Source organism: Streptomyces sp. NPDC090994 (genome assembly GCF_044768905.1).
Classification (GTDB): Bacteria; Actinomycetota; Actinomycetes; order Streptomycetales; family Streptomycetaceae; genus Streptomyces.
Genome location: NZ_JBIVWS010000001.1, coordinates 628,385 through 647,646, shown reverse-complemented (window position 1 = coordinate 647,646; position 19,262 = coordinate 628,385). Strand labels below are relative to the sequence as shown.

Annotated in this window: 16 protein-coding genes; 10 read left to right on the top strand and 6 right to left on the bottom strand. The window is 72.0% G+C overall.

Translation table 11 applies throughout. The annotated features are described in order from the left end of the window. Nucleotides 1-92: 92 nt before the first annotated feature. On the top strand, nt 93-1,718 hold the full coding sequence (gene groL / locus ACIQR3_RS02955; RefSeq protein ID WP_403533265.1) for a chaperonin GroEL: 1,626 nt from the start codon (nt 93-95) through the stop codon (nt 1,716-1,718). A 134-nt stretch (nt 1,719-1,852) separates the two neighbouring features. After that, on the top strand, nt 1,853-3,178 hold the full coding sequence (locus ACIQR3_RS02950; protein WP_403533262.1) for a hypothetical protein: 1,326 nt from the start codon (nt 1,853-1,855) through the stop codon (nt 3,176-3,178). Here ACIQR3_RS02950 and ACIQR3_RS02945 read toward each other — a convergent pair. Then, complete coding sequence (locus ACIQR3_RS02945) at nt 3,115-3,597, bottom strand: ATP-binding protein (protein ID WP_403533260.1); 483 nt, start codon at nt 3,595-3,597, stop codon at nt 3,115-3,117. The genes ACIQR3_RS02950 and ACIQR3_RS02945 overlap by 64 nt on opposite strands. A 219-nt stretch (nt 3,598-3,816) precedes the next feature. Between ACIQR3_RS02945 and ACIQR3_RS02940 the strand changes: the two genes are divergently transcribed. Together ACIQR3_RS02940 and ACIQR3_RS02935 are read left to right on the top strand one after the other, a co-directional pair. Next, nucleotides 3,817-4,644, top strand: a complete 828-nt coding sequence (locus tag ACIQR3_RS02940; protein WP_403533257.1) for a helix-turn-helix domain-containing protein — start codon at nt 3,817-3,819, stop codon at nt 4,642-4,644. Next, nucleotides 4,641-4,892, top strand: coding sequence for a DUF397 domain-containing protein (locus tag ACIQR3_RS02935; protein WP_403533254.1), 252 nt, complete (start codon nt 4,641-4,643; stop codon nt 4,890-4,892). Before ACIQR3_RS02940 ends, ACIQR3_RS02935 begins: the two co-directional genes overlap by 4 nt. A gap of 45 nt (nt 4,893-4,937) precedes the next feature. On the opposite strand, the gene ACIQR3_RS02930 is transcribed toward ACIQR3_RS02935, so the two are convergent. The 3 genes from ACIQR3_RS02930 to ACIQR3_RS02920 form a co-directional block, all read right to left on the bottom strand. After that, on the bottom strand, nt 4,938-7,037 hold the full coding sequence (locus ACIQR3_RS02930; protein ID WP_403533251.1) for an acyltransferase family protein: 2,100 nt from the start codon (nt 7,035-7,037) through the stop codon (nt 4,938-4,940). A gap of 72 nt (nt 7,038-7,109) precedes the next feature. Further along, entirely contained in the window at nt 7,110-7,880 is a 771-nt protein-coding gene (locus tag ACIQR3_RS02925) for an SDR family NAD(P)-dependent oxidoreductase (RefSeq protein ID WP_403533249.1), read from the bottom strand. A 41-nt stretch (nt 7,881-7,921) separates the two neighbouring features. Next, nucleotides 7,922-8,635, bottom strand: a complete 714-nt coding sequence (locus ACIQR3_RS02920; protein ID WP_403533247.1) for an MOSC domain-containing protein — start codon at nt 8,633-8,635, stop codon at nt 7,922-7,924. Between the two features lie 105 nt (nt 8,636-8,740). Here ACIQR3_RS02920 and ACIQR3_RS02915 point away from each other — a divergent pair, with 105 nt between their 5' ends. Further along, on the top strand, nt 8,741-9,640 hold the full coding sequence (locus ACIQR3_RS02915; RefSeq protein ID WP_403533244.1) for a LysR family transcriptional regulator: 900 nt from the start codon (nt 8,741-8,743) through the stop codon (nt 9,638-9,640). A gap of 41 nt (nt 9,641-9,681) precedes the next feature. Here ACIQR3_RS02915 and ACIQR3_RS02910 read toward each other — a convergent pair whose 3' ends face one another. After that, complete coding sequence (locus tag ACIQR3_RS02910; protein WP_403533241.1) at nt 9,682-10,011, bottom strand: WhiB family transcriptional regulator; 330 nt, start codon at nt 10,009-10,011, stop codon at nt 9,682-9,684. 389 nt (nt 10,012-10,400) lie between these two features. On the opposite strand from ACIQR3_RS02910, the gene ACIQR3_RS02905 reads away from it, so the two are divergent. From ACIQR3_RS02905 to ACIQR3_RS02890, 4 genes are all read left to right on the top strand, one after another. Further along, nucleotides 10,401-11,012 (top strand): response regulator transcription factor, encoded by a 612-nt coding sequence (locus ACIQR3_RS02905; protein WP_003948568.1) that lies wholly within the window; start codon nt 10,401-10,403, stop codon nt 11,010-11,012. Nucleotides 11,013-11,481: 469 nt separating this feature from the next. Continuing rightward, on the top strand, nt 11,482-12,072 hold the full coding sequence (locus ACIQR3_RS02900) for a sigma-70 family RNA polymerase sigma factor (RefSeq protein WP_215167476.1): 591 nt from the start codon (nt 11,482-11,484) through the stop codon (nt 12,070-12,072). Nucleotides 12,073-12,272: 200 nt separating this feature from the next. Further along, nucleotides 12,273-13,775: an IMP dehydrogenase gene (gene guaB, locus ACIQR3_RS02895; RefSeq protein ID WP_403533237.1), complete on the top strand. Its 1,503-nt coding sequence runs from the start codon at nt 12,273-12,275 to the stop codon at nt 13,773-13,775. 105 nt (nt 13,776-13,880) lie between these two features. After that, complete coding sequence (locus tag ACIQR3_RS02890; protein WP_403533233.1) at nt 13,881-15,005, top strand: GuaB3 family IMP dehydrogenase-related protein; 1,125 nt, start codon at nt 13,881-13,883, stop codon at nt 15,003-15,005. Nucleotides 15,006-15,772: 767 nt separating this feature from the next. Here the strand turns inward: ACIQR3_RS02890 and ACIQR3_RS02885 are convergent. Then, on the bottom strand, nt 15,773-16,981 hold the full coding sequence (locus ACIQR3_RS02885) for a nucleotide sugar dehydrogenase (protein ID WP_215167479.1): 1,209 nt from the start codon (nt 16,979-16,981) through the stop codon (nt 15,773-15,775). A 324-nt stretch (nt 16,982-17,305) separates the two neighbouring features. On the opposite strand from ACIQR3_RS02885, the gene ACIQR3_RS02880 reads away from it, so the two are divergent. Continuing rightward, nucleotides 17,306-19,012, top strand: a complete 1,707-nt coding sequence (locus ACIQR3_RS02880) for a glycerol-3-phosphate dehydrogenase/oxidase (RefSeq protein WP_403533230.1) — start codon at nt 17,306-17,308, stop codon at nt 19,010-19,012. Nucleotides 19,013-19,262: the final 250 nt, after the last annotated feature.

The window sequence follows — 19,262 nt, the reverse complement described above, 5'->3', positions numbered from 1 at the left end:
AGCTGCGCCCCTGGCCCCCGCCACCACCAAGAAGCCGGGCGCCCGGGGCGCAGCGTCGTTAACCCACATTCCGGAAGAGGGCTCACGCTCCCATGGCGAAGATCCTGAAGTTCGACGAGGACGCCCGTCGCGCCCTCGAGCGCGGCGTCAACAAGCTCGCTGACACGGTGAAGGTGACGATCGGTCCCAAGGGCCGCAATGTCGTCATCGACAAGAAGTTCGGCGCCCCCACCATCACCAACGACGGTGTCACGATCGCCCGTGAGGTCGAGATCGAGGACCCGTACGAGAACCTGGGCGCCCAGCTGGTGAAGGAGGTGGCGACCAAGACCAACGACATCGCGGGTGACGGTACGACCACCGCCACCGTGCTGGCCCAGGCGCTGGTCCGCGAGGGCCTGAAGAACGTCGCCGCCGGTGCCTCCCCGGCGCTGCTGAAGAAGGGCATCGACGCGGCCGTCAAGGCGGTCTCCGACGACCTGCTCGCCACCGCCCGCCCGATCGACGAGAAGTCCGACATCGCCGCCGTCGCCGCGCTGTCCGCGCAGGACAGCCAGGTCGGCGAGCTGATCGCCGAGGCGATGGACAAGGTCGGCAAGGACGGTGTCATCACCGTCGAGGAGTCCAACACCTTCGGTCTGGAGCTGGACTTCACCGAGGGCATGGCCTTCGACAAGGGCTACCTGTCGCCGTACTTCGTCACGGACCAGGAGCGCATGGAGGCCGTCCTGGAGGACGCCTACATCCTGATCAACCAGGGCAAGATCTCCTCCATCCAGGACCTGCTGCCGCTGCTGGAGAAGGTCATCCAGGCCAACTCCTCCAAGCCGCTGCTGATCATCGCCGAGGACGTCGAGGGCGAGGCGCTCTCCACCCTGGTCGTCAACAAGATCCGCGGCACCTTCAACGCGGTGGCCGTCAAGGCCCCCGGCTTCGGTGACCGCCGCAAGGCGATGCTCCAGGACATGGCGGTCCTCACCGGCGCCACGGTCATCTCCGAGGAGGTCGGCCTCAAGCTCGACCAGGTCGGCCTGGACGTGCTCGGCACCGCCCGCCGCATCACCGTCACCAAGGACGACACCACCATCGTCGACGGTGCCGGCGACAAGGCCGACGTCGAGGGCCGCGTCAACCAGATCAAGGCCGAGATCGAGGCCACGGACTCCGACTGGGACCGCGAGAAGCTCCAGGAGCGCCTCGCCAAGCTGGCCGGCGGCGTGTGCGTGATCAAGGTCGGCGCCGCCACCGAGGTGGAGCTGAAGGAGCGCAAGCACCGTCTGGAGGACGCCATCTCCGCGACCCGCGCCGCGGTCGAGGAGGGCATCGTCTCCGGTGGTGGCTCCGCCCTGGTCCACGCGTCCAAGGTCCTGGAGGGCAACCTCGACAAGACCGGCGACGAGGCCACCGGTGTCTCCGTGGTCGCCCGCGCCGTCGTCGAGCCGCTGCGCTGGATCGCGGAGAACGCCGGCCTGGAGGGCTACGTCATCGTCTCCAAGGTCAAGGAGCTGGAGAAGGGCAGCGGTTACAACGCCGCCACCGGTGAGTACGGCGACCTGGTCAAGGCCGGCGTCATCGACCCGGTGAAGGTCACCCGCTCCGCCCTGGAGAACGCCGCCTCCATCGCCTCCCTCCTCCTGACGACCGAGACCCTGGTCGTCGAGAAGAAGGAAGAGGAAGAGCCGGCCGCCGCGGGCCACAGCCACGGCCACAGCCACTGAGGCTGCGCGACCCTTCCGGTGCCCGGCACCCCCTCGTGGGGTGCCGGGCACCGGCGTCTCCGGGACCCGGGTATCAGCATCGATGTCAGTGCCCTGCGGCATGCTGTGAACAGGTGACCGAGGGAGGGGCGACGGTGCGTACACCGATCAGGGGCGAGGTGCGGGTCGAGTACGGCCAGACCTACGTGGAGAGCGATCCGAACTGCTTGATTCCGGAGCTGCGCGAGGCGTTCGCGGGCCAGCGCGAAGGACTGTGCGGGGCCGCCACGCCCGGTTTCCTCTGGCTGATCACCGGACTGCACACGGGCAGCGTCGGCTTCACGGTCGAGGTCCACGACGAGGAGCCCGCCCTGGACCCGGAGTGGGAGGAGGTGGTGGAGGCGTCCTTCCGTCCCGTGTCGGAGCGGACCCGCCTGTCGCAGTGGGCGGGCGAGGCCGCCTGGGACCTCGGCCTCGCCGTGACCGACCACCGGGTGCGCTACTGCGCCCGGGGATTCGACGAGGGCCGCCGGCGCGACACCCGGTCTCCCGAAGATCCACCGGCCGACACGTACCTCCTCCAGTTCTGGCCCGCCCCGCCCGCCCCGGACCGGGTGATCCGCCAGACCTCCCCGCACGCCGCCTACCATCACGACCACGCGCGCGAACTCCCGCCGCCCCCCACCCCGGAGGAACGCACCGAGGCCGAGCGCCGGGCCCGCGAGGCGAAGGCCCGCGCCGCCGAGCAGCGCCGCCTGCACCGCGAGCGCTGGGAATGGGGCGGCCGGCTGCCCAGCGCCACCCTGCGCGCCGTGGGCGGCAACGTCCGCGGCCTGCTGCGCTTCGACCCCGACCTGGTGCACACCCTGGACGCGGCCGGTCCCGAGGTCCAGCGCCGGGTGGCGGTACGGGCCGCGCACCGCGCCTGCGAGGCGGCGGGCCTGACGGACGTCCCGTGGATCGCGGGGGCGCTCACCGCCCTCACCGAGGGACGCCCCCTGCCGCCGCCGTTCGACGGCCCCGACGAGAGCCGGACCGCGATGTGGGACGCCCTGCGCACCGACCCCCGGGTCCCCGGCACCTCGGTCCTGGAGGCGAGGCCCCCGGAGCGCCCGCCGTACCAGCCACCGGAGCCCCACCCGGACCAGCCGATGCCGGCCCCCCGACGGGCGGACACCCCACGGCCCACCCGCCAGGGCCTCGGCCGGTACCTGGGCACGCCCACACCGACACGCTCGGCCAAGGAGCAGTTCCACGCGACCTACGCGGAGATCCGCCCAGCCGACGAACCCCGCCCACCCCACCGCATCTCCCAGCCCCACTACGCCCTCCCGGCCATACCCGCAGCCGCCGACCCCGACCCCCTGCGCGCGGCCCTGGACGCGGTCTGGCATGCGCTGGGCACCCACGGGGAGCACTACCCGGACCTGTTGGCGGAGGTCCGCGCACTGTGCGGCGAGGGGCTCGGACCGGAGGCGTAGCGCCCGTCGGACACGTCCGCGACCACCGCCCACACCGTCTTCCCGGGCCCGCCGACCCGTTCGCACACGCCCCAGCGGTCGGCGAGCGCGGTCACCAGCAGCAGACCACGCCCGCTGTCCTCGCCGGGATCACCGCTCGTCGGTCGCGGCAGGCACTCCCCGAGCGTGTCGCTCACCTCGACCCGTACGAACCCGAGGGCGGGGAAGGGGACCAGCCGCAGCTCCGCGTCCCGGCCGGGCACCCGGCCGTGCGTGACGGCGTTCGCGGCCAGCTCGGCGACGATCAGCTCGACGGTGTCGTGCACCGCGCTGCCGTACGTCCAGCCCCAGGCGTCCACCCGCTGGGAGGCGAGCCGCCGGGCGAGCCGGGCGCCGCGGGGCGTGGAGGAGAAGCGCAGGGTGAAGGGGGGAGTGTCCATGCACCGAAGGTCGCGGCCGGTCCACCCTCCTGACCAGGGGGTACGGCCAGACGGCCCGGTTCTGTAAGGGCGGTCGGGGTTTCCGTACAGGGCGTACAGCGCGTACAGCCGGGTGCACACGTACGCGTTGCGTGAAGGGGATTGGGCTGCGGGGGCTCGCTCGGCGCCCTACTCTCCGGCTACGGAGGGTGGTTGGACGGACGCGAAGGGGCGCGGCGGATGGACGCGAGCAGCATGGGGCTGGACGACTCCCGTGGGGGGTTCCTGAAGTGCTTCGGGTGTCAGGTGAAGCTGTTCCGGGAGGCGGCGGGGCTCACCCAGGCGCAGTTGGGGGCGCTGGTCGGGTACAGCGAGGCCCAGGTGGCGGCGGTGGAGCAGGGGCGCCGGATTCCCAAGCCGGACATGATCGACGCGATCGACCGGGCGGTGGGGGCGCGGGGCGTGCTGATGGCCATGAAGAAGGAGGTGGCCAAGGCTCGGTATCCGTCGTTCTTCCGGCAGTACGCGGAGCTGGAGGCACAGGCGGCCGAGCTGCACGCCTACGACAACCACGTGATCAAGGGCCTGTTGCAAACGGAGGCGTACGCAAGAGCCGTCTTCACCATGTGGCGCCCACTCCTTGGTGAGGAGGTCATTGAACAGCGTGTCGCGGCACGGCTGGAGAGGCAGAAGCTGTTCGCCCGACGCCCCGCGCCACTACTGAGCTTCGTCATCGAGGAGCAGGCGCTACGCCGCCCTGTCGGGGGACGTCCTGTGCTGCGCGGCCAGTTGGAACAACTCCTTCTCTTCGGGCACGAGCGCAACGTAGAGATGCAGGTCATGCCGACGGAACGCGCTGAACACGCCGGGCTTGGCGGCGCATTCACGTTGATCCATCTCCCGGACCAGCGCAGGATTGGATACATGGAGGTGCAGGAGGCAAGCATCCTGTACTCCGAGCCCAAGGAGGTCAGTCCGTTGGAAGCGACGTACGGCGTGCTCCGAGCGCAGGCGCTGACTCCCAGCGACTCCCTGGCCTTCATCGAGAAGCTGTTGGGAGAGTTGTGAAGGACACGAATCAGACAGCTGGGCCGACCTGGGTCAAGAGCAGTCACAGCGCGGGTGACGGCGGCCAGTGCGTGGAGGTCGCCTGGACGAAGAGCAGTTACAGCTCCGGCAGTGGCGGAGATTGCGTCGAGATCGCTGAAGCGGGCGCGTCCGTACTGATACGTGACTCCAAGCGACCGTCGGAGACGATCCTCTCCGTCGGCGTCGATGAATGGGCGGCGTTCGTGCGCATGGCAGCGCGCGGTTGACGTACGGGGGAGGGGCGTCCGGCTGACCGGGCGCCCCTCCCTCCGTCACACCGCCACCGGCAACTCCCCGCCCAGCCACGCCGTCATCGTCCGTACATACGTCGCCGTCAGATGGTCGTCGTTGCGGTACACGACCACGCTGCCGATGACCGCCGGGCACTCCCCGTCCCGGCAGAGCATCGGTGTCGCGTCGATGAGTGACGCCCCGTCGACCTCGTCCGTCGCCACCTCGCCGACCTGCTCGAAGCCGAGCGCGTCGCCCTTCGCGGTGGCGCAGTCCGCGAGGGAGTCCAGCGCGCCCGAGACGCAGGACGGCACGTCCTGCGCGGGGTGCGGATTGTCGGCGAAGGTCAGCACCTTCGCGCCGGTCCCGGTCAGCCGCCGCAGCGTCTTCGCGTAGCCCTCCTCGGTGAGTTCCGCGCCCGCCGTGTCGCCGAGCCGCGTGCCGTCGCCCGCCACCGGTGTGGTCGCCCGCGCCCCGGTCACCACCAGGGCCGGCTGCTCCGCCTCGATCCGCTGGAGTGCCGCCTCCCGCCAGGTGTCGCACTCGGTGTACGCCCGCTTCAACTGGGTCGCCCACATCGTCACCTCGGCCGGTGAACAGGCCGACTTGGTCAGCACCTCCAGGCGCCAGCCGCGCCGCTCGGCGATGGTCTGCAGCGCGGGCGTCCACTGGACGGCGTGCGAATCGCCGAACAGCACCACGGTGGTGCCGGAGGAGGTGTCGCCGTAGACGCAGCCACTGGCCAGAGTGGAGTCCAACTGGTCGACCAGACAGTCGTCGTGCGCGTCGTCCACGTCGTCCTCGGCCGTCTCCGGCAACGGACGCAACGCGTCCGCGCTGCGCTGGAGGTCCGTGTCGCCCGCCGTCAGCACCGCCGCGCCGGGCGCGTCCGCCGCCGCCGCGAGCCGGGTGCCCGGCACCGCCGTCCAGGACACCGCCCCGCAGAGCACCGCGCCCGCCGTGCAGGCCGCGCCGAGCACCAGGCCGGAACGGTGCGGCCGTACGGACCGCTCGGGAGCGTGCCGGAAACGGTTCTCCACGTACCGGTGGGTGAGCGCGGCCGGTATCCAGGAGAGGGCGACCGCGAGCAGCGCCACCGACAGGGGCGGCTCGCCCAGCCACACCGTGGTGAAGGCGAGGAACGGCCAGTGCCACAGGTACCAGGAGTACGAGATCCGGCCGACACAGCGGACGGGGGCGAGGGAGAGGAGGCGGCCCGCCGGGGTGTCCACGGCCACCGCGCCCGCCGCGACCACCGCCACCGTCCCGAGCACCGGCAGCAGCGCCCACGGGCCGGGGAAGGCGGTGTCCTCCCCGAAGCAGAGCGCGGCGGCGCCGATCGCGGCGACCCCGGCCAGGCCCGCCGTACCGGCCGCCCACCGCGGCACCCGCCGCCACCAGGAGCCCGGCACCAGCGCCGGCAGCCCGCCGGCCGCCAGTTCCCAGTACCGCGTCCCGGTGGAGAAGTACGCCGCACCGGCCGCCTGCCGGGTGAGCGCGAGGGCGTACCAGAAGGAGGCGGCGGCCGTCACCGCGAGCACCCCGGCCAGCCACGGCCGCGCGTCCCGGCCCCGGCGCCGGCCCCACCGGGCCACGGCGACCAGCAGCAGCGGCCACACCACGTAGAACTGCTCCTCGACCGCCAGCGACCAGAAGTGCTGGACGGGGCTGGCCGCGGTGCCCAGCGCCGAGTAGTCGACGGCCTCGGCCGCCTGGCGCCAGTTGACGACGTACAGCGCGGCGGTGACGACGTCCAGGAAGACGTCGCGCAGGCCGGCGGGGGAGACCAGCAGCCAGGCCACCAGGACGACCGCGGCCAGCACCGTCAGCGCCGAGGGCAGCAGGCGGCGCATCCGCCGGGCGTAGAACCCGGCCAGCGAGACGCGGCCGGTGCGGCCCAGCTCCCGCACCAGCAGGCCGGTGATGAGGAAACCCGAGATCACGAAGAAGACGTCGACGCCGACGTAGCCGCCGGCGAGGCGGGCCGCACCGGCGTGGTACAGCAGGACGAGCCCGATCGCGAGCGCCCGCAGCCCTTCGATGTCGGGCCGGAACCCCGGACGCGGTCTCGGCCGCGCCGCCGCCCCGCGCGCACCGGGCGGCATCACCTCCGCCGCCCCGCCGCTCCCGCTTCCCGTCATGCTCCGGCCGTCGTACATCCCCCTTCGCTATCACCCGTGGCTGTGCGCCGGGGGAGTACCTCGGCCCGCCGGCTACTGCGGCCCGTACTTCCGCGTCCGCGAGCTGACCGCCCCCAGCACGCCCCGCGGCACCAGCTTCGCCGCGCCCATCAGGGCCTTGTAGCGGGGGTCGGGGATCGACAGGGTCTTGCCCCGGGCCAGGTCGTCGAGGGCCGCCGCGACCAGCTTGTCGGCGTCCAGCCACATCCAGTTGGGGATGCTGTCCGTGCCCATCCCGGCCCGCTCGTGGAACTCCGTGCGCACGAAACCGGGCGCCAGCGCCATCAGCCGTACGCCGCTGCCGGCCAGGTCCCGCGCCGCGCCCTGGGTGAACTGCACGACCCACGCCTTGGAGGCGCCGTACGTGCCGCGCGGGACGAACGCGGCGACCGAGGCCACGTTGACCACACCGCCCCGGCCCCGCGCGCGCATCGCCGTCGCCGCCGCCGACGTCAGCCGCAGCACCGCCTCGCAATGCACCTTGAGCATCCGCAGCTCGTCGGCCATGGGTACGTCGAGATAGCGGCCCTTGTTGCCGAAGCCGGCGTTGTTGACCAGCAGGTCGACCGGGTTCTTGCGGTCGTCCAGCCGGGCGGCCACCGCCTCGATGCCGGTGTCCTCGGCCAGGTCGGCGGTCAGGACCTCGGCCTCGATACCGTGCCGGTCGTGCAGTTCGGTCGCCTGCTCGCGCAGCCGCCGGGTGTCGCGGGCGACCAGCACCAGGTCGTGCCCGTCGGCCGCCAGCCGCCGCGCGAACGCGGCGCCGATGCCTGACGTCGATCCCGTAATCAATGCCGTTGTCATGGCGCAAGGTTAGTGACCCGGACTGTCAACGTCCGGTTTGCTCACCGAGCCTTCGTCCGGTGAAGCGCCGGTGAAGGCTCGGCACCCCTGGGGGAAGTCCGGGACCCCTCTGCGTACGCCCGAGCCTGCGCCAGCGCCACCGGGTGCAGCGCCTCGCCCGCCGCCAGCAGGCGCGGCAGCAGCTCCCGTTCGGTCGTCACCGCGCGGAACTGCAGCGCCACCGTCACCTCGTGACCGGGCCGGTGCACGACCTCGACCGGGTCGCCCGCCCGTACCTCGCCGGGCTCGATCACCCGCAGGTACGCCCCGGGCGCGCCCTTGCGCGTGAACCGCCTCACCCACTGTTTCTCACCCAGGTGGCCCTGGAAGGTGCGGCAGGGGATGCGTCCGCAGGTGACCTCCAGGAGCACGTCGGGGCCGATCCGCCAGCGCTCGCCGATCAGCGCCCCGGAGACGTCCAGGCCCACGGTGGTGAGGTTCTCGCCGAACGCGCCGGAGCGCAGCGTGCGCCCCAGTTCGCGCTCCCAGTCGTCGAGGTCCTCGCGGGCCACCGCGTACACCGCCTGGTCGTCGCCGCCGTGGTGGCGGGTGTCGCAGACCGCGTCCCCGACGACCCCGCCGCCCCCGTCCGGTCCCGGCGCCGCGATCCGCACCGGCCCGTCGACGGGCCGCTTGTCGATCCCGGTCACGCCTTGGGGGTGATCGCTGTACGGCACCGGCTCGGGGCGGCCCAGGTTCACGGAGAGAAGCTTCATGTCCGGCACGGTAGAAGAGCCACGGCCAAAGCGTCGACGCGTTTTCCGCCTCCAGGCCAAAGCATCGCTTATCCGTGACGGTCCCGGTCGCTTATCCTCGGTCGCGTGATCGAGGCTCGTCATCTCCGCGTGCTGCGCGCCGTGGCCGCCACCGGCTCGTTCTCGGCGGCGGGGCGCGCGCTGGGCTGCACCCAGCCCGCGGTCAGCCAGCAGATGAAGGCCCTGGAGGCGTCCGTCGGCACGCCCCTGCTGGTCCGCGGCCAGCGCGACATGCGGCTGACCCAGGCCGGCGAGGCCCTGGTCCGGCACGCCGCGGGCATCCTCGCCGGGCTCACCGCCGCCGAGGAGGAGGTCGCCGCCATCGCCGGGCTGCGCGCCGGACGGGTCCGCCTGGTCTCCTTCCCCAGCGGCAGCTCCACCCTCGTCCCCACCGCGCTCGCCGCCCTGCGCGCCGCCCACCCCGGCACCCGGGTCTCGCTGGAGGAGGCCGAACCCCCCGCCTCGGTCGAACTGCTGCGCGAGGGCGACTGCGACGTGGCGCTCACGTTCCGTTACGAGGGAGCCGCGGGCGGCGCCGAGGAGTGGGACGACCTCGTCGTACGGCCCCTGCTGACGGACCGGCTGGTGGCGCTCGTACCCGACCGGCATGCCCTGGCGCGCGCCGGGTCCGTCGCCATCGGGGAGCTGGCCGACGAGCCGTGGATCGCGGGCTGCCCGCGCTGTCGCGGCCAGTTGGTCGAGGTGTGCGAGGCGGCCGGTTTCTCCCCCCGGATCGACTTCGCCACCGACGACTACCCGGCGGTCGTCGGCCTGGTCGGCGCCGGTCTCGGCGTCGCGGTCCTCCCCCAGCTCGCGGTCGACTCGGTACGGCCGCGGGGCGCCCGCACGGTGCGGCTGGAACCGGCGGTGCGGCGAGAGATCGTCGCCCTCACCCTGCCCGACCTGGCGCAGGTGCCGGCCGTCGCGGCGACGCTCGACCAGCTGGCGCGGGCCGCGGGGCGCTGACCCGCGCGCGTGCCACGTACGGCGCTTGCAGAAACGTTCCTTCAGCTGTTCGGGGCGGCGTCCGTGCCGCCGGCCGCCGCGGGGACCAGACGATGGCGCGCCCGTCCCATCAGTTCCTCGCGCTCGTCCTCGGTCAGTCCGCCCCACACGCCGTACGGCTCACGTACCGCCAGCGCGTGCGCGGCGCACTCGGCGCGGACCGGGCACCGCATGCAGACCTCCTTGGCCGAGTTCTCACGAGCGCTTCGGGCCGCGCCGCGCTCCCCCTCCGGGTGGAAGAAGAGCGAGCTGTCCACCCCGCGGCAGGCGGCCAGCAGCTGCCAGTCCCACAGGTCCGCGTTAGGTCCGGGAAGGCGGGAGAAATCTGCCATTGCGTGACCCCTTGTAACCGATATGGGTGGATGCCGTATCCACGACCGTACAACTACGATCTAAGGAGATGAAAATATGACCCATTGCGAATCTAGTGCCAGACACCTCCAAAGCGGAAGAAAAGCGTCTAAATGGGGCACGGGTTGTGGTGAAAGATTGAGGGTCCCCGCGCGTGACTGCGTCGTGTTCGTCCCCTCACGTAGAGTGCCGAAGACGACACACAGCCCCGTAACTCTTTCGAGTGACCGTCGTTGAGAGGGCGGAGGCGGTTGCAGGAACAAGCGCTCGGGCGGGCGTCCGAGACGGTGACCGCACAGGTGACGAATTTCGTACCAGCCTGGAGGCTCAAGGTGACGCGCAGCAGCTGTGAGAGCCGCGGAGGACAGCCATGACATCGGTCCTCGTCTGCGACGACTCCCCGCTTGCCCGAGAGGCGCTCCGCCGCGCGGTCGCGACCGTGCCCGGTGTCGAGCGCGTGACGACGGCGGCCAACGGCGAGGAAGTCCTCCGCCGCTGGGGTGCCGACCGCTCGGACCTGATCCTGATGGACGTGCGCATGCCCGGCCTGGGCGGCGTCGAGACGGTCCGGCGGCTGCTGTCCGCCGACCCCGGCGCGCGCATCATCATGCTCACGGTCGCCGAGGACCTGGACGGCGTGGCCCTCGCGGTCGCCGCCGGCGCCCGTGGCTATCTGCACAAGGACGCCTCGCGCGCCGAACTGCGGGCCACGGTCACCCAGGCGCTGGCCGACCCGACCTGGCGGCTCGCCCCGCGGCGGCTGCGCTCGGCCGAGATGGGCGCCGCGCCCACGCTCACCGCGCGCGAGATCCAGGTCCTGGAGGGCATGAGCCACGGCCGCTCCAACGCGGAGATCGGCCGTGAGCTGTTCCTCTCCGAGGACACCGTCAAGACCCACGCCCGGCGGCTCTTCAAGAAGCTCGGCGCCTCGGACCGGGCACACGCGGTGGCGCTCGGTTTCCGGTGGGGCCTGGTCCGTTAGGCGACGCCCGTGAGGCGCGGACCCACGGGGGCGTACGGAGACGCGGCGGACCCGGGCGAGGGTGCGACGGATCTCGGCGGCGGCGCGGCGGACCTCGACGGGGGTACGGCAGACCCTGGCGGAGGCGCGGCGGACCCCGGCGCGAGTGCGACGGATCCCGGCGGACGTGCGGCAGTCCCCGGCGGCGGCGCGGCGGACCCCGGCGAGGGGGCGGCAGACCTCGGCGGCGGCGCGGCGGATCCCGCTCATCACCAGGTGGGCGGGGGTGACGAGCGGAACCGTCGGGTGCCCGCTGCCCGTTTCGGCGCCGATGCCGCATCCTTGAGGTGTGGAGTTCCTCGGGGACGAGTCGGTCGAGCGGAAGGGGAGGGCGCAGGGGATGAGTTCCGGCGCACCTGCTCATAACGCTTCGGTGCACAACAACGGACGCGGCGGAGCGGACCAGACGGCCGCAAGGCACCATGGACCGATGCGTGACGACGAGACGGCCCCTGGGCAAGGGGGAACAGTCGGTGCGCTCGTCCACCGTGCCGTAGACGGGGACGAGCAGGCCACGCACGACCTGCTCGCCCATGTCCACCCCCTCGCACTGCGCTACTGCCGCACCCGGCTGTCCCGGCTGCCCGGCGACGCGCGTCACTTCGTGGAGGACCTGGCCCAGGAGGTCTGCGTGGCGGTGCTCCTGGCACTGCCCCGCTACAAGGACACCGGACGCCCGTTCGAGGCGTTCGTCTTCGCCATCGCCGCCCACAAGGTCGCCGACCTCCAGCGCGCCGCGATGCGCCACCCCGGCTCGACCGCCGTCCCCTCCGACGAGATGCCCGAGCGGCCCGACGACTCCCTCGGCCCCGAGGAGCGCGCCCTGCTCAGCAGCGACGCCGAGTGGGCCAAGAAGCTGCTGGCCAACCTCCCCGACAACCAGCGGGAACTGCTCCTGCTGCGCATCGCGGTGGGGCTCACGGCGGAGGAGACCGGCCAGATGTTGGGAATGTCACCCGGCGCCGTCCGCGTGGCGCAGCACCGCGCGCTGAGCCGGCTGCGGGCCCTGGCGGAGCAGTAGCCGCACCGGCGGGACAGGCGTGCCCTGCCGGGCACGGGCGTGCCCTGCCCGGGGGCGGTGGCCGTCCCGTTGAACGGGCGGCCCGTCACTTTCGTACGAACATACGGCGGCGGAAGATGCCCATGATCGTGGAATGCGCCACCCTCACTTCCCGTTAGCATGGACATCCGCACCGATCAAGGCCATTTGGGGAAGGTGTCATGACTGCGAACGTCGACGGAGTGCCCGATAAATTCGCGACACTCGGGCTGACCTACGACGACGTGCTGCTGCTGCCGGGCGCCTCCGCTGTGCTCCCGAACGCGGTCGACACCTCGTCCCGCATCTCCCGCAACGTGCGGGTCAACATCCCGCTGCTCTCCGCGGCGATGGACAAGGTGACCGAGTCCCGGATGGCGATCTCCATGGCCCGTCAGGGCGGTGTCGGCGTCCTGCACCGGAACCTGTCCATCGAGGACCAGGCCAACCAGGTCGACCTGGTCAAGCGCTCCGAGTCCGGCATGGTGGCCAACCCCATCACCATCCACCCGGACGCCACCCTCGGCGAGGCGGACGCGCTGTGCGCCAAGTTCCGCATCAGCGGCGTGCCGGTCACCGACGGCGCCGGCAAGCTGCTCGGCATCGTCACCAACCGTGACATGGCCTTCGAGACCGACCGCTCCCGGCCGGTGCGCGAGGTCATGACGCCGATGCCGCTGGTCACCGGCCAGGTCGGCATCTCCGGTGTGGACGCCATGGAGCTGCTGCGCCGCCACAAGATCGAGAAGCTGCCGCTGGTCGACGGCGACGGCGTCCTCAAGGGCCTGATCACGGTCAAGGACTTCGTGAAGGCCGAGCAGTACCCGCACGCCGCCAAGGACGCGGAGGGCCGCCTGATCGTCGGCGCCGCCGTGGGCGCCAGCCCCGAGGCGCTCGACCGCGCCCAGGCCCTCGCCGAGGCCGGGGTGGACTTCCTGGTCGTCGACACCTCGCACGGCCACAACAGCAACGCCCTGAGCTGGATGGCGAAGATCAAGTCGAGTGTCGGCATAGACGTCATCGGCGGCAACGTCGCCACCCGCGACGGCGCCCAGGCACTCATCGACGCCGGCGTCGACGGCATCAAGGTGGGCGTCGGCCCCGGCTCCATCTGCACCACCCGAGTGGTCGCCGGCATCGGCGTCCCGCAGGTCACGGCGATCTACGAGGCGTCCCTGGCCGCCCGGCCGGCCGGTGTGCCGCTGATCGGCGACGGCGGACTGCAGTACTCCGGTGACATCGGCAAGGCGCTGGCCGCCGGCGCCGACACGGTGATGCTGGGCAGCCTGCTCGCGGGCTGCGAGGAGTCGCCGGGCGAGCTGCAGTTCATCAACGGCAAGCAGTTCAAGTCGTACCGGGGCATGGGCTCGCTGGGCGCCATGCAGTCCCGTGGCCAGGGGAAGTCGTACTCCAAGGACCGCTACTTCCAGGCCGAGGTGGCCTCCGACGACAAGCTCGTGCCCGAGGGCATCGAGGGCCAGGTGCCCTACCGCGGCCCCCTGGCCAACGTGCTGCACCAGCTCGTCGGCGGTCTGCGCCAGACCATGGGCTACGTCGGCGCGGCCACCATCGAGGAGATGGAGTCCAAGGGCCGCTTCGTGCGGATCACCTCCGCGGGCCTGAAGGAGAGCCACCCGCACGACATCCAGATGACGGTCGAGGCGCCGAACTACAGCCGTAAGTGAGCGAAGCGCTTCCCGAGGGCGGCCCCGGAGCACCGGGGCCGCCCTCGTCCGTGTCCGTCGGGGATACTGGAAGACGCTGCAACGCATGAGGGAAAGGCCACACACGTGACTGAGATCGAGATCGGGCGCGGCAAGCGCGGCCGCCGGGCATACGCCTTCGACGACATCGCCGTCGTCCCGAGCCGCCGTACGCGAGACCCGAAGGAGGTCTCGATCGCCTGGCAGATCGACGCCTACCGCTTCGAGCTGCCCTTCCTGGCCGCCCCCATGGACTCGGTCGTCTCCCCGGCCACCGCCATCCGCATCGGCGAGATGGGCGGCCTCGGCGTACTGAACCTGGAAGGGCTCTGGACGCGGTACGAGGACCCGCAGCCGCTGCTCGACGAGATCGTCGGCCTGGATTCGGAGACCGCGACCCGCCGCCTCCAGGAGATCTACGCCGCGCCGATCCGCGAGGAGCTGATCGGGCAGCGCATCAAGGAGGTGCGCGAGGCCGGTGTGGTCACCGCCGCCGCGCTCTCCCCGCAGCGCACCGCCCAGTTCTCCAAGGCCGTCGTGGACGCGGGCGTGGACATCTTCGTCATCCGCGGTACGACCGTCTCCGCGGAGCACGTCTCCAGCGCCGCCGAGCCGCTGAACCTCAAGCAGTTCATCTACGAACTCGACGTCCCGGTGATCGTCGGCGGCTGCGCCACCTACACCGCCGCCCTGCACCTGATGCGTACCGGCGCGGCGGGTGTCCTCGTCGGCTTCGGCGGCGGCGCCGCGCACACCACGCGCAACGTGCTGGGCATCCAGGTCCCGATGGCGACCGCGGTCGCCGACGTGGCGGCGGCCCGCCGGGACTACATGGACGAGTCCGGCGGCCGGTACGTGCACGTCATCGCGGACGGCGGCGTCGGCTGGTCCGGCGACCTGCCCAAGGCGATCGCCTGCGGTGCCGACTCGGTGATGATCGGCTCGCCGCTGGCCCGCGCGACGGACGCGCCGGGCAAGGGCCACCACTGGGGCATGGAGGCCGTCAACGAGGAGCTGCCGCGCGGCAAGAAGGTCCACCTCGGCACGGTCGGCACCCTGGAGGAGGTCCTCACCGGGCCGTCCCACCACCCCGACGGCTCGATGAACATGTTCGGCGCCCTGCGCCGCGCCATGGCCACCACCGGCTACAGCGAGCTGAAGGAGTTCCAGCGGGTCGAGGTCACGGTGGCGGACTCACAGCACCGGAGGTAGTCACGACGGCGGTCGTCACACCGGCGGTCGTCATACCGGTGGTAGTCACGACGGACGGTCGTCGCACCGGCGGTAGTCACGACGGACGGTCGTCGCTGGAGGCCGGTCGCCCTTGCGGGGGTGGCCGGCCTCTTTCGCGTGTCCGGGCGTCCGGGCGGTCCGGCGCGGGGGCGCGCAGGGTGATCGGGGGGCGCATGGTCGCCTTCGGCCCGAATACGCCGGAATGCGCCTTGGAGCGCCGGTAACGTCCGTGTCCGGCGCCCCGGTTCTCTGGGACGCCCCCTTCCAAGGAAACGCGTTCCGGGCCCCGTCCCCTCGGGGCCCGGCCCGAATTCCAGACGCGCCGCCCACCGGGCTGACGGCGGCATCGTGGAAGGGGGCGTGCCCATGGGACGTCACCGCAAGCCCACCCGCTGGGACCGGATCCGTCTTCGGATGGTTCAGTGCCGCAGGAGGTGGATCTTGCGGATTTTTGGATGGTGAGCGGCCACCCCCACAAGAACTAGGGGTGGACACTCCGTGATCCATCTTGGAGCCTGCCGCACTAGCCCTGCGGTGGGCTCCACCTTTTGCGGTGCCGAAGGAGGCGGATCTTGCGGATTTTCGGATGGTGAGCGGCCACCCCCACGAGACCTAGGGGTCGACGCTCCGTGATCCATCTGGGGTCCGCCGCAGTGCCCTCTGCGGTGGGCCCGCCTCTACGTTACCCACCCAGCCCCTCCGCCCACCACACCCCTCGTTGCGGGGACGGCGTCCGCGCGCCCCTCTCACAACCGATGCGCCGCCCCCGTGGGCGTGGCCCCCCGCGTGTCCAGCAGCAACTGGGCCTTCACCGACAGGCCCTGGAGGTCGTACGTGCGGTGCTGCTGGAGGAGGATCGTCAGATCGGCGTCGGCGGCGGCCTCGTAGAGGGAGTCGGCGCGGGGGATCGGGCGGTCCAGGACCGTCCAGGACGGGATGTGCGGGTCGTGGTAGCTGACCGCGGCGCCCATCGAGAGCAGGCGGGTCGCGACCTCCTGTGCCGGGGTGCCCTGCTGGTCGGCGAGGTCGGCCTTGTACGTGACGCCCAGGAGGAGCACGCGGGCGCCGCGCGCGGACTTGCCGTGCTCGTTGAGGAGGGCGGCGGCGCGCTGGACGACGTAGCGGGGCATCTGGCTGTTCACCTGCTGGGCGAGTTCGACCATGCGCAGGCCGCGGGGGGCGTGGCCGGCCAGGTCCTGGGCGACGGAGTGGCCGCCGACGCCGGGGCCGGGGCGGAAGGTCTGGAAGCCGAACGGCTTGGTCTCCGCGCAGCGGATGACGTCCCACAGGTCGACGCCTAGGTCGTGGCAGAGGACGGACATCTCGTTGACGAGGGCGATGTTCACATGGCGGAAGTTGGTCTCCAGGAGCTGGACCGTCTCCGCCTCGCGGGGGCCACGCGCGCGTACCACCTTGTCGGTGAGCCGGCCGTAGAACGTCGCGGCGGACTCGGTGCAGGCGGGGGTGAGGCCGCCGATGACCTTGGGGGTGTTCGCGGGGGTGAACTCGCGGTTGCCGGGGTCGACGCGGCTGGGGGAGTAGGCGAGGTGGAAGTCGCGGCCGGCGCGCAGGCCGGAGCCGTTTTCGAGGAGAGGGCGGAGGAACTCCTCGGTCGTGCCGGGGCGGACGGGCGACTCCAGGATCACCGTGGTGTGCGGGCGCAAATGTGCCGCCAGGGTGCGCGCCGCGGCCTCGACCTGGCCGAGGTCGGGGCCGCCGCCCTCGCTCGGCGGGGTCGGGGCGCAGATGACCGCGGTGCGGACCCGGCCCAGCTCGGCCGGTCCGGCGGCGGTGCGGAAGCCGCCCGCGAGCATCCGGCGCAGTTCGGCGGGGGTCAGGGAGCCGGCCTCGGGCCCGGTCCGGTAGCCGAGGGTGGGGATGCCGGCGGCGGTGGCGGCCTGGGCCAGGGGCAGGCCGTAGGGGCCGAGTCCGATGACGGCGAGATCTGCGGGCATGGCGTGGGCCGTCCTTCCCAATATCCGGAGCGGGACAGGTGCGCAAGCCCTGTGGACAGAACGGGCGAGCACAACGTCAGACTAGGAGTAAATATGACCGATTTGCGGGATTGGTCGGCCGAGTTTCGGTGAGTGTTGAGGGCTCTGTGCGCCGGAAGCGCCCCTTGGGGTTGTCCACAGGTCCTGGGTGCGTGGTGGCTGAAGTCGGGCAACCCGGTCAGAATCTGGGCATGGGGGGTACTGGGAACCACCGGGCTTCGCCTGCCTGACGGGTGCGGCCGACGCGACCGATCGACGGATGAGCGGGATGAGCGGGAGGCAGCGGTGAGGACAGCGACACTGGGCCCGGCGCAGCGAGCCGAGTCGCTCGCGGCCATGGCCGAGCGGGAACTGGACGTACTGGTCGTCGGCGGCGGCGTGGTCGGCGCGGGCACCGCCCTGGACGCCGTGACCCGCGGCCTGTCCACCGGGCTGGTCGAGGCGCGGGACTGGGCGTCGGGCACCTCCAGCAGGTCGAGCAAGCTGATCCACGGCGGCCTGCGCTATCTGGAGATGCTCGACTTCGCACTCGTACGGGAGGCGCTGAAGGAACGCGGCCTGCTGCTGGAGCGGCTCGCCCCGCATCTGGTGAAGCCGGTGCCGTTCCTGTACCCGTTGCGGCACACGGGGTGGGAGCGGCTGTACGCCGGTTCGGGCGTCGCGCTCTACGACGCGATGTCGATGGCCCGCGGACACGGCCGGGGCCTGCCGCTCCACCGCCACCTCACACGCCGTCACGCCCTGCGCGTGGCACCGGCGCTGAAGAAGGACGCGCTGGTCGGCGCGCTCCAGTACTACGACGCGCAGATGGACGACGCCCGCTTCGTGACCACCCTCGTCCGTACGGCGGCGGCGTACGGCGCGCCGGTCGCCAACCGCGCGCGGGTGACCGGGTTCCTGCGCGAGGGCGAACGGGTCGTCGGGGCCCGGGTGCGGGACGTCGAGGGCGGCGGCGAGTACGAGATCCGCGCCAAGCAGATCGTGAACGCCACGGGCGTGTGGACCGACGACACCCAGTCGCTGGTGGGGGAGCGCGGGCAGTTCCACGTCCGGGCCTCCAAGGGCATCCACCTCGTGGTCCCCAAGGACCGCATCCACTCCTCGACCGGGCTGATCCTGCGCACCGAGAAGTCCGTGCTGTTCGTCATCCCGTGGGGCCGGCACTGGATCATCGGCACCACCGACACCGACTGGGACCTGGACAAGGCCCACCCGGCCGCTTCCAGCGCGGACATCGACTACCTCCTGGAACATGTGAACTCGGTCCTTTCCACGCCGCTGACCAGGGACGACGTCCAGGGCGTGTACGCGGGGCTGCGCCCGCTGCTGGCCGGCGAGTCGGACGCCACCAGCAAGCTGTCGCGCGAGCACACCGTCGCCCACCCGGCGCCGGGGCTGGTCGTCGTGGCGGGCGGGAAGTACACGACGTACCGGGTGATGGCCAAGGACGCGGTGGACGAGGCCGTGCACGGACTCGACCTGCGCGTGGCCGACTGCGTCACCGAGGACGTGCCGCTGCTGGGCGCCGAGGGCTTCTCGGCGCTGTGGAACGCGCGGGCCCGCATCGCCGCCCGCACCGGCCTGCACGTCGTGCGCGTGGAGCACCTGCTGAATCGGTACGGCACCCGGACCGAGGAGCTGCTGGAGCTGATCGCCGCCGACCCCTCGCTCGGCGATCCCCTCCAGGCCGCCGACGACTATCTGCGGGCCGAGGTCGTCTACGCCGCCTCGCACGAGGGGGCACGGCACCTGGACGACGTGCTGACCCGGCGCACCCGCATCTCCATCGAGACCTTCGACCGGGGCACACGCAGCGCCCGCGAGGCCGCCGGACTGATGGCGCCGGTACTGGGCTGGGACAAGGACCGGATCGAGCGCGAGGTCCAGCACTACGAGAAGCGGGTGGAGGCCGAGCGGGAGTCCCAGCGCCAGCCCGACGACCTCACGGCGGACGCGGCACGGCTGGGGGCACCGGACATCGTGCCGTTGTGACGGCCGGGGTTCCGGATCCGGCGATCCGGGCGGCCCCGTCGGTCGCATTCACTCGAACGGGTGTGCGTGACCGGGATATCCGGGCGGGCGCGGGGCGTTCTACCGGGTGTGAGGGCAGAACTCGGGGGCGGACGCGGGGCCGTGCGGATCGGGCGGCGAAGTACGGGAACGGGGGGAGGAGGTGACGGACCGACCGGGCGGAAGGTCCAGGCGGCGATCGGCCTTGCCGACCGCGCCGTGATCGGTGACC

Excerpts from the sequence above, each read along its gene's own strand:
- ACIQR3_RS02940 (WP_403533257.1), top strand. The coding sequence starts at position 3,817 with ATGGACGCGAGCAGCATGGGGCTGGACGACTCCCGTGGGGGGTTCCTG.
- ACIQR3_RS02900 (WP_215167476.1), top strand. The coding sequence starts at position 11,482 with ATGCGTGACGACGAGACGGCCCCTGGGCAAGGGGGAACAGTCGGTGCG.
- ACIQR3_RS02910 (WP_403533241.1), bottom strand. The coding sequence starts at position 10,011 with ATGGCAGATTTCTCCCGCCTTCCCGGACCTAACGCGGACCTGTGGGAC.
- ACIQR3_RS02885 (WP_215167479.1), bottom strand. The coding sequence starts at position 16,981 with ATGCCCGCAGATCTCGCCGTCATCGGACTCGGCCCCTACGGCCTGCCC.
- ACIQR3_RS02905 (WP_003948568.1), top strand. The coding sequence starts at position 10,401 with ATGACATCGGTCCTCGTCTGCGACGACTCCCCGCTTGCCCGAGAGGCG.
- ACIQR3_RS02930 (WP_403533251.1), bottom strand. The coding sequence starts at position 7,037 with ATGACGGGAAGCGGGAGCGGCGGGGCGGCGGAGGTGATGCCGCCCGGT.
- ACIQR3_RS02945 (WP_403533260.1), bottom strand. The coding sequence starts at position 3,597 with ATGGACACTCCCCCCTTCACCCTGCGCTTCTCCTCCACGCCCCGCGGC.
- guaB (WP_403533237.1), top strand. The coding sequence starts at position 12,273 with ATGACTGCGAACGTCGACGGAGTGCCCGATAAATTCGCGACACTCGGG.
- ACIQR3_RS02925 (WP_403533249.1), bottom strand. The coding sequence starts at position 7,880 with ATGACAACGGCATTGATTACGGGATCGACGTCAGGCATCGGCGCCGCG.
- ACIQR3_RS02920 (WP_403533247.1), bottom strand. The coding sequence starts at position 8,635 with ATGAAGCTTCTCTCCGTGAACCTGGGCCGCCCCGAGCCGGTGCCGTAC.
- groL (WP_403533265.1), top strand. The coding sequence starts at position 93 with ATGGCGAAGATCCTGAAGTTCGACGAGGACGCCCGTCGCGCCCTCGAG.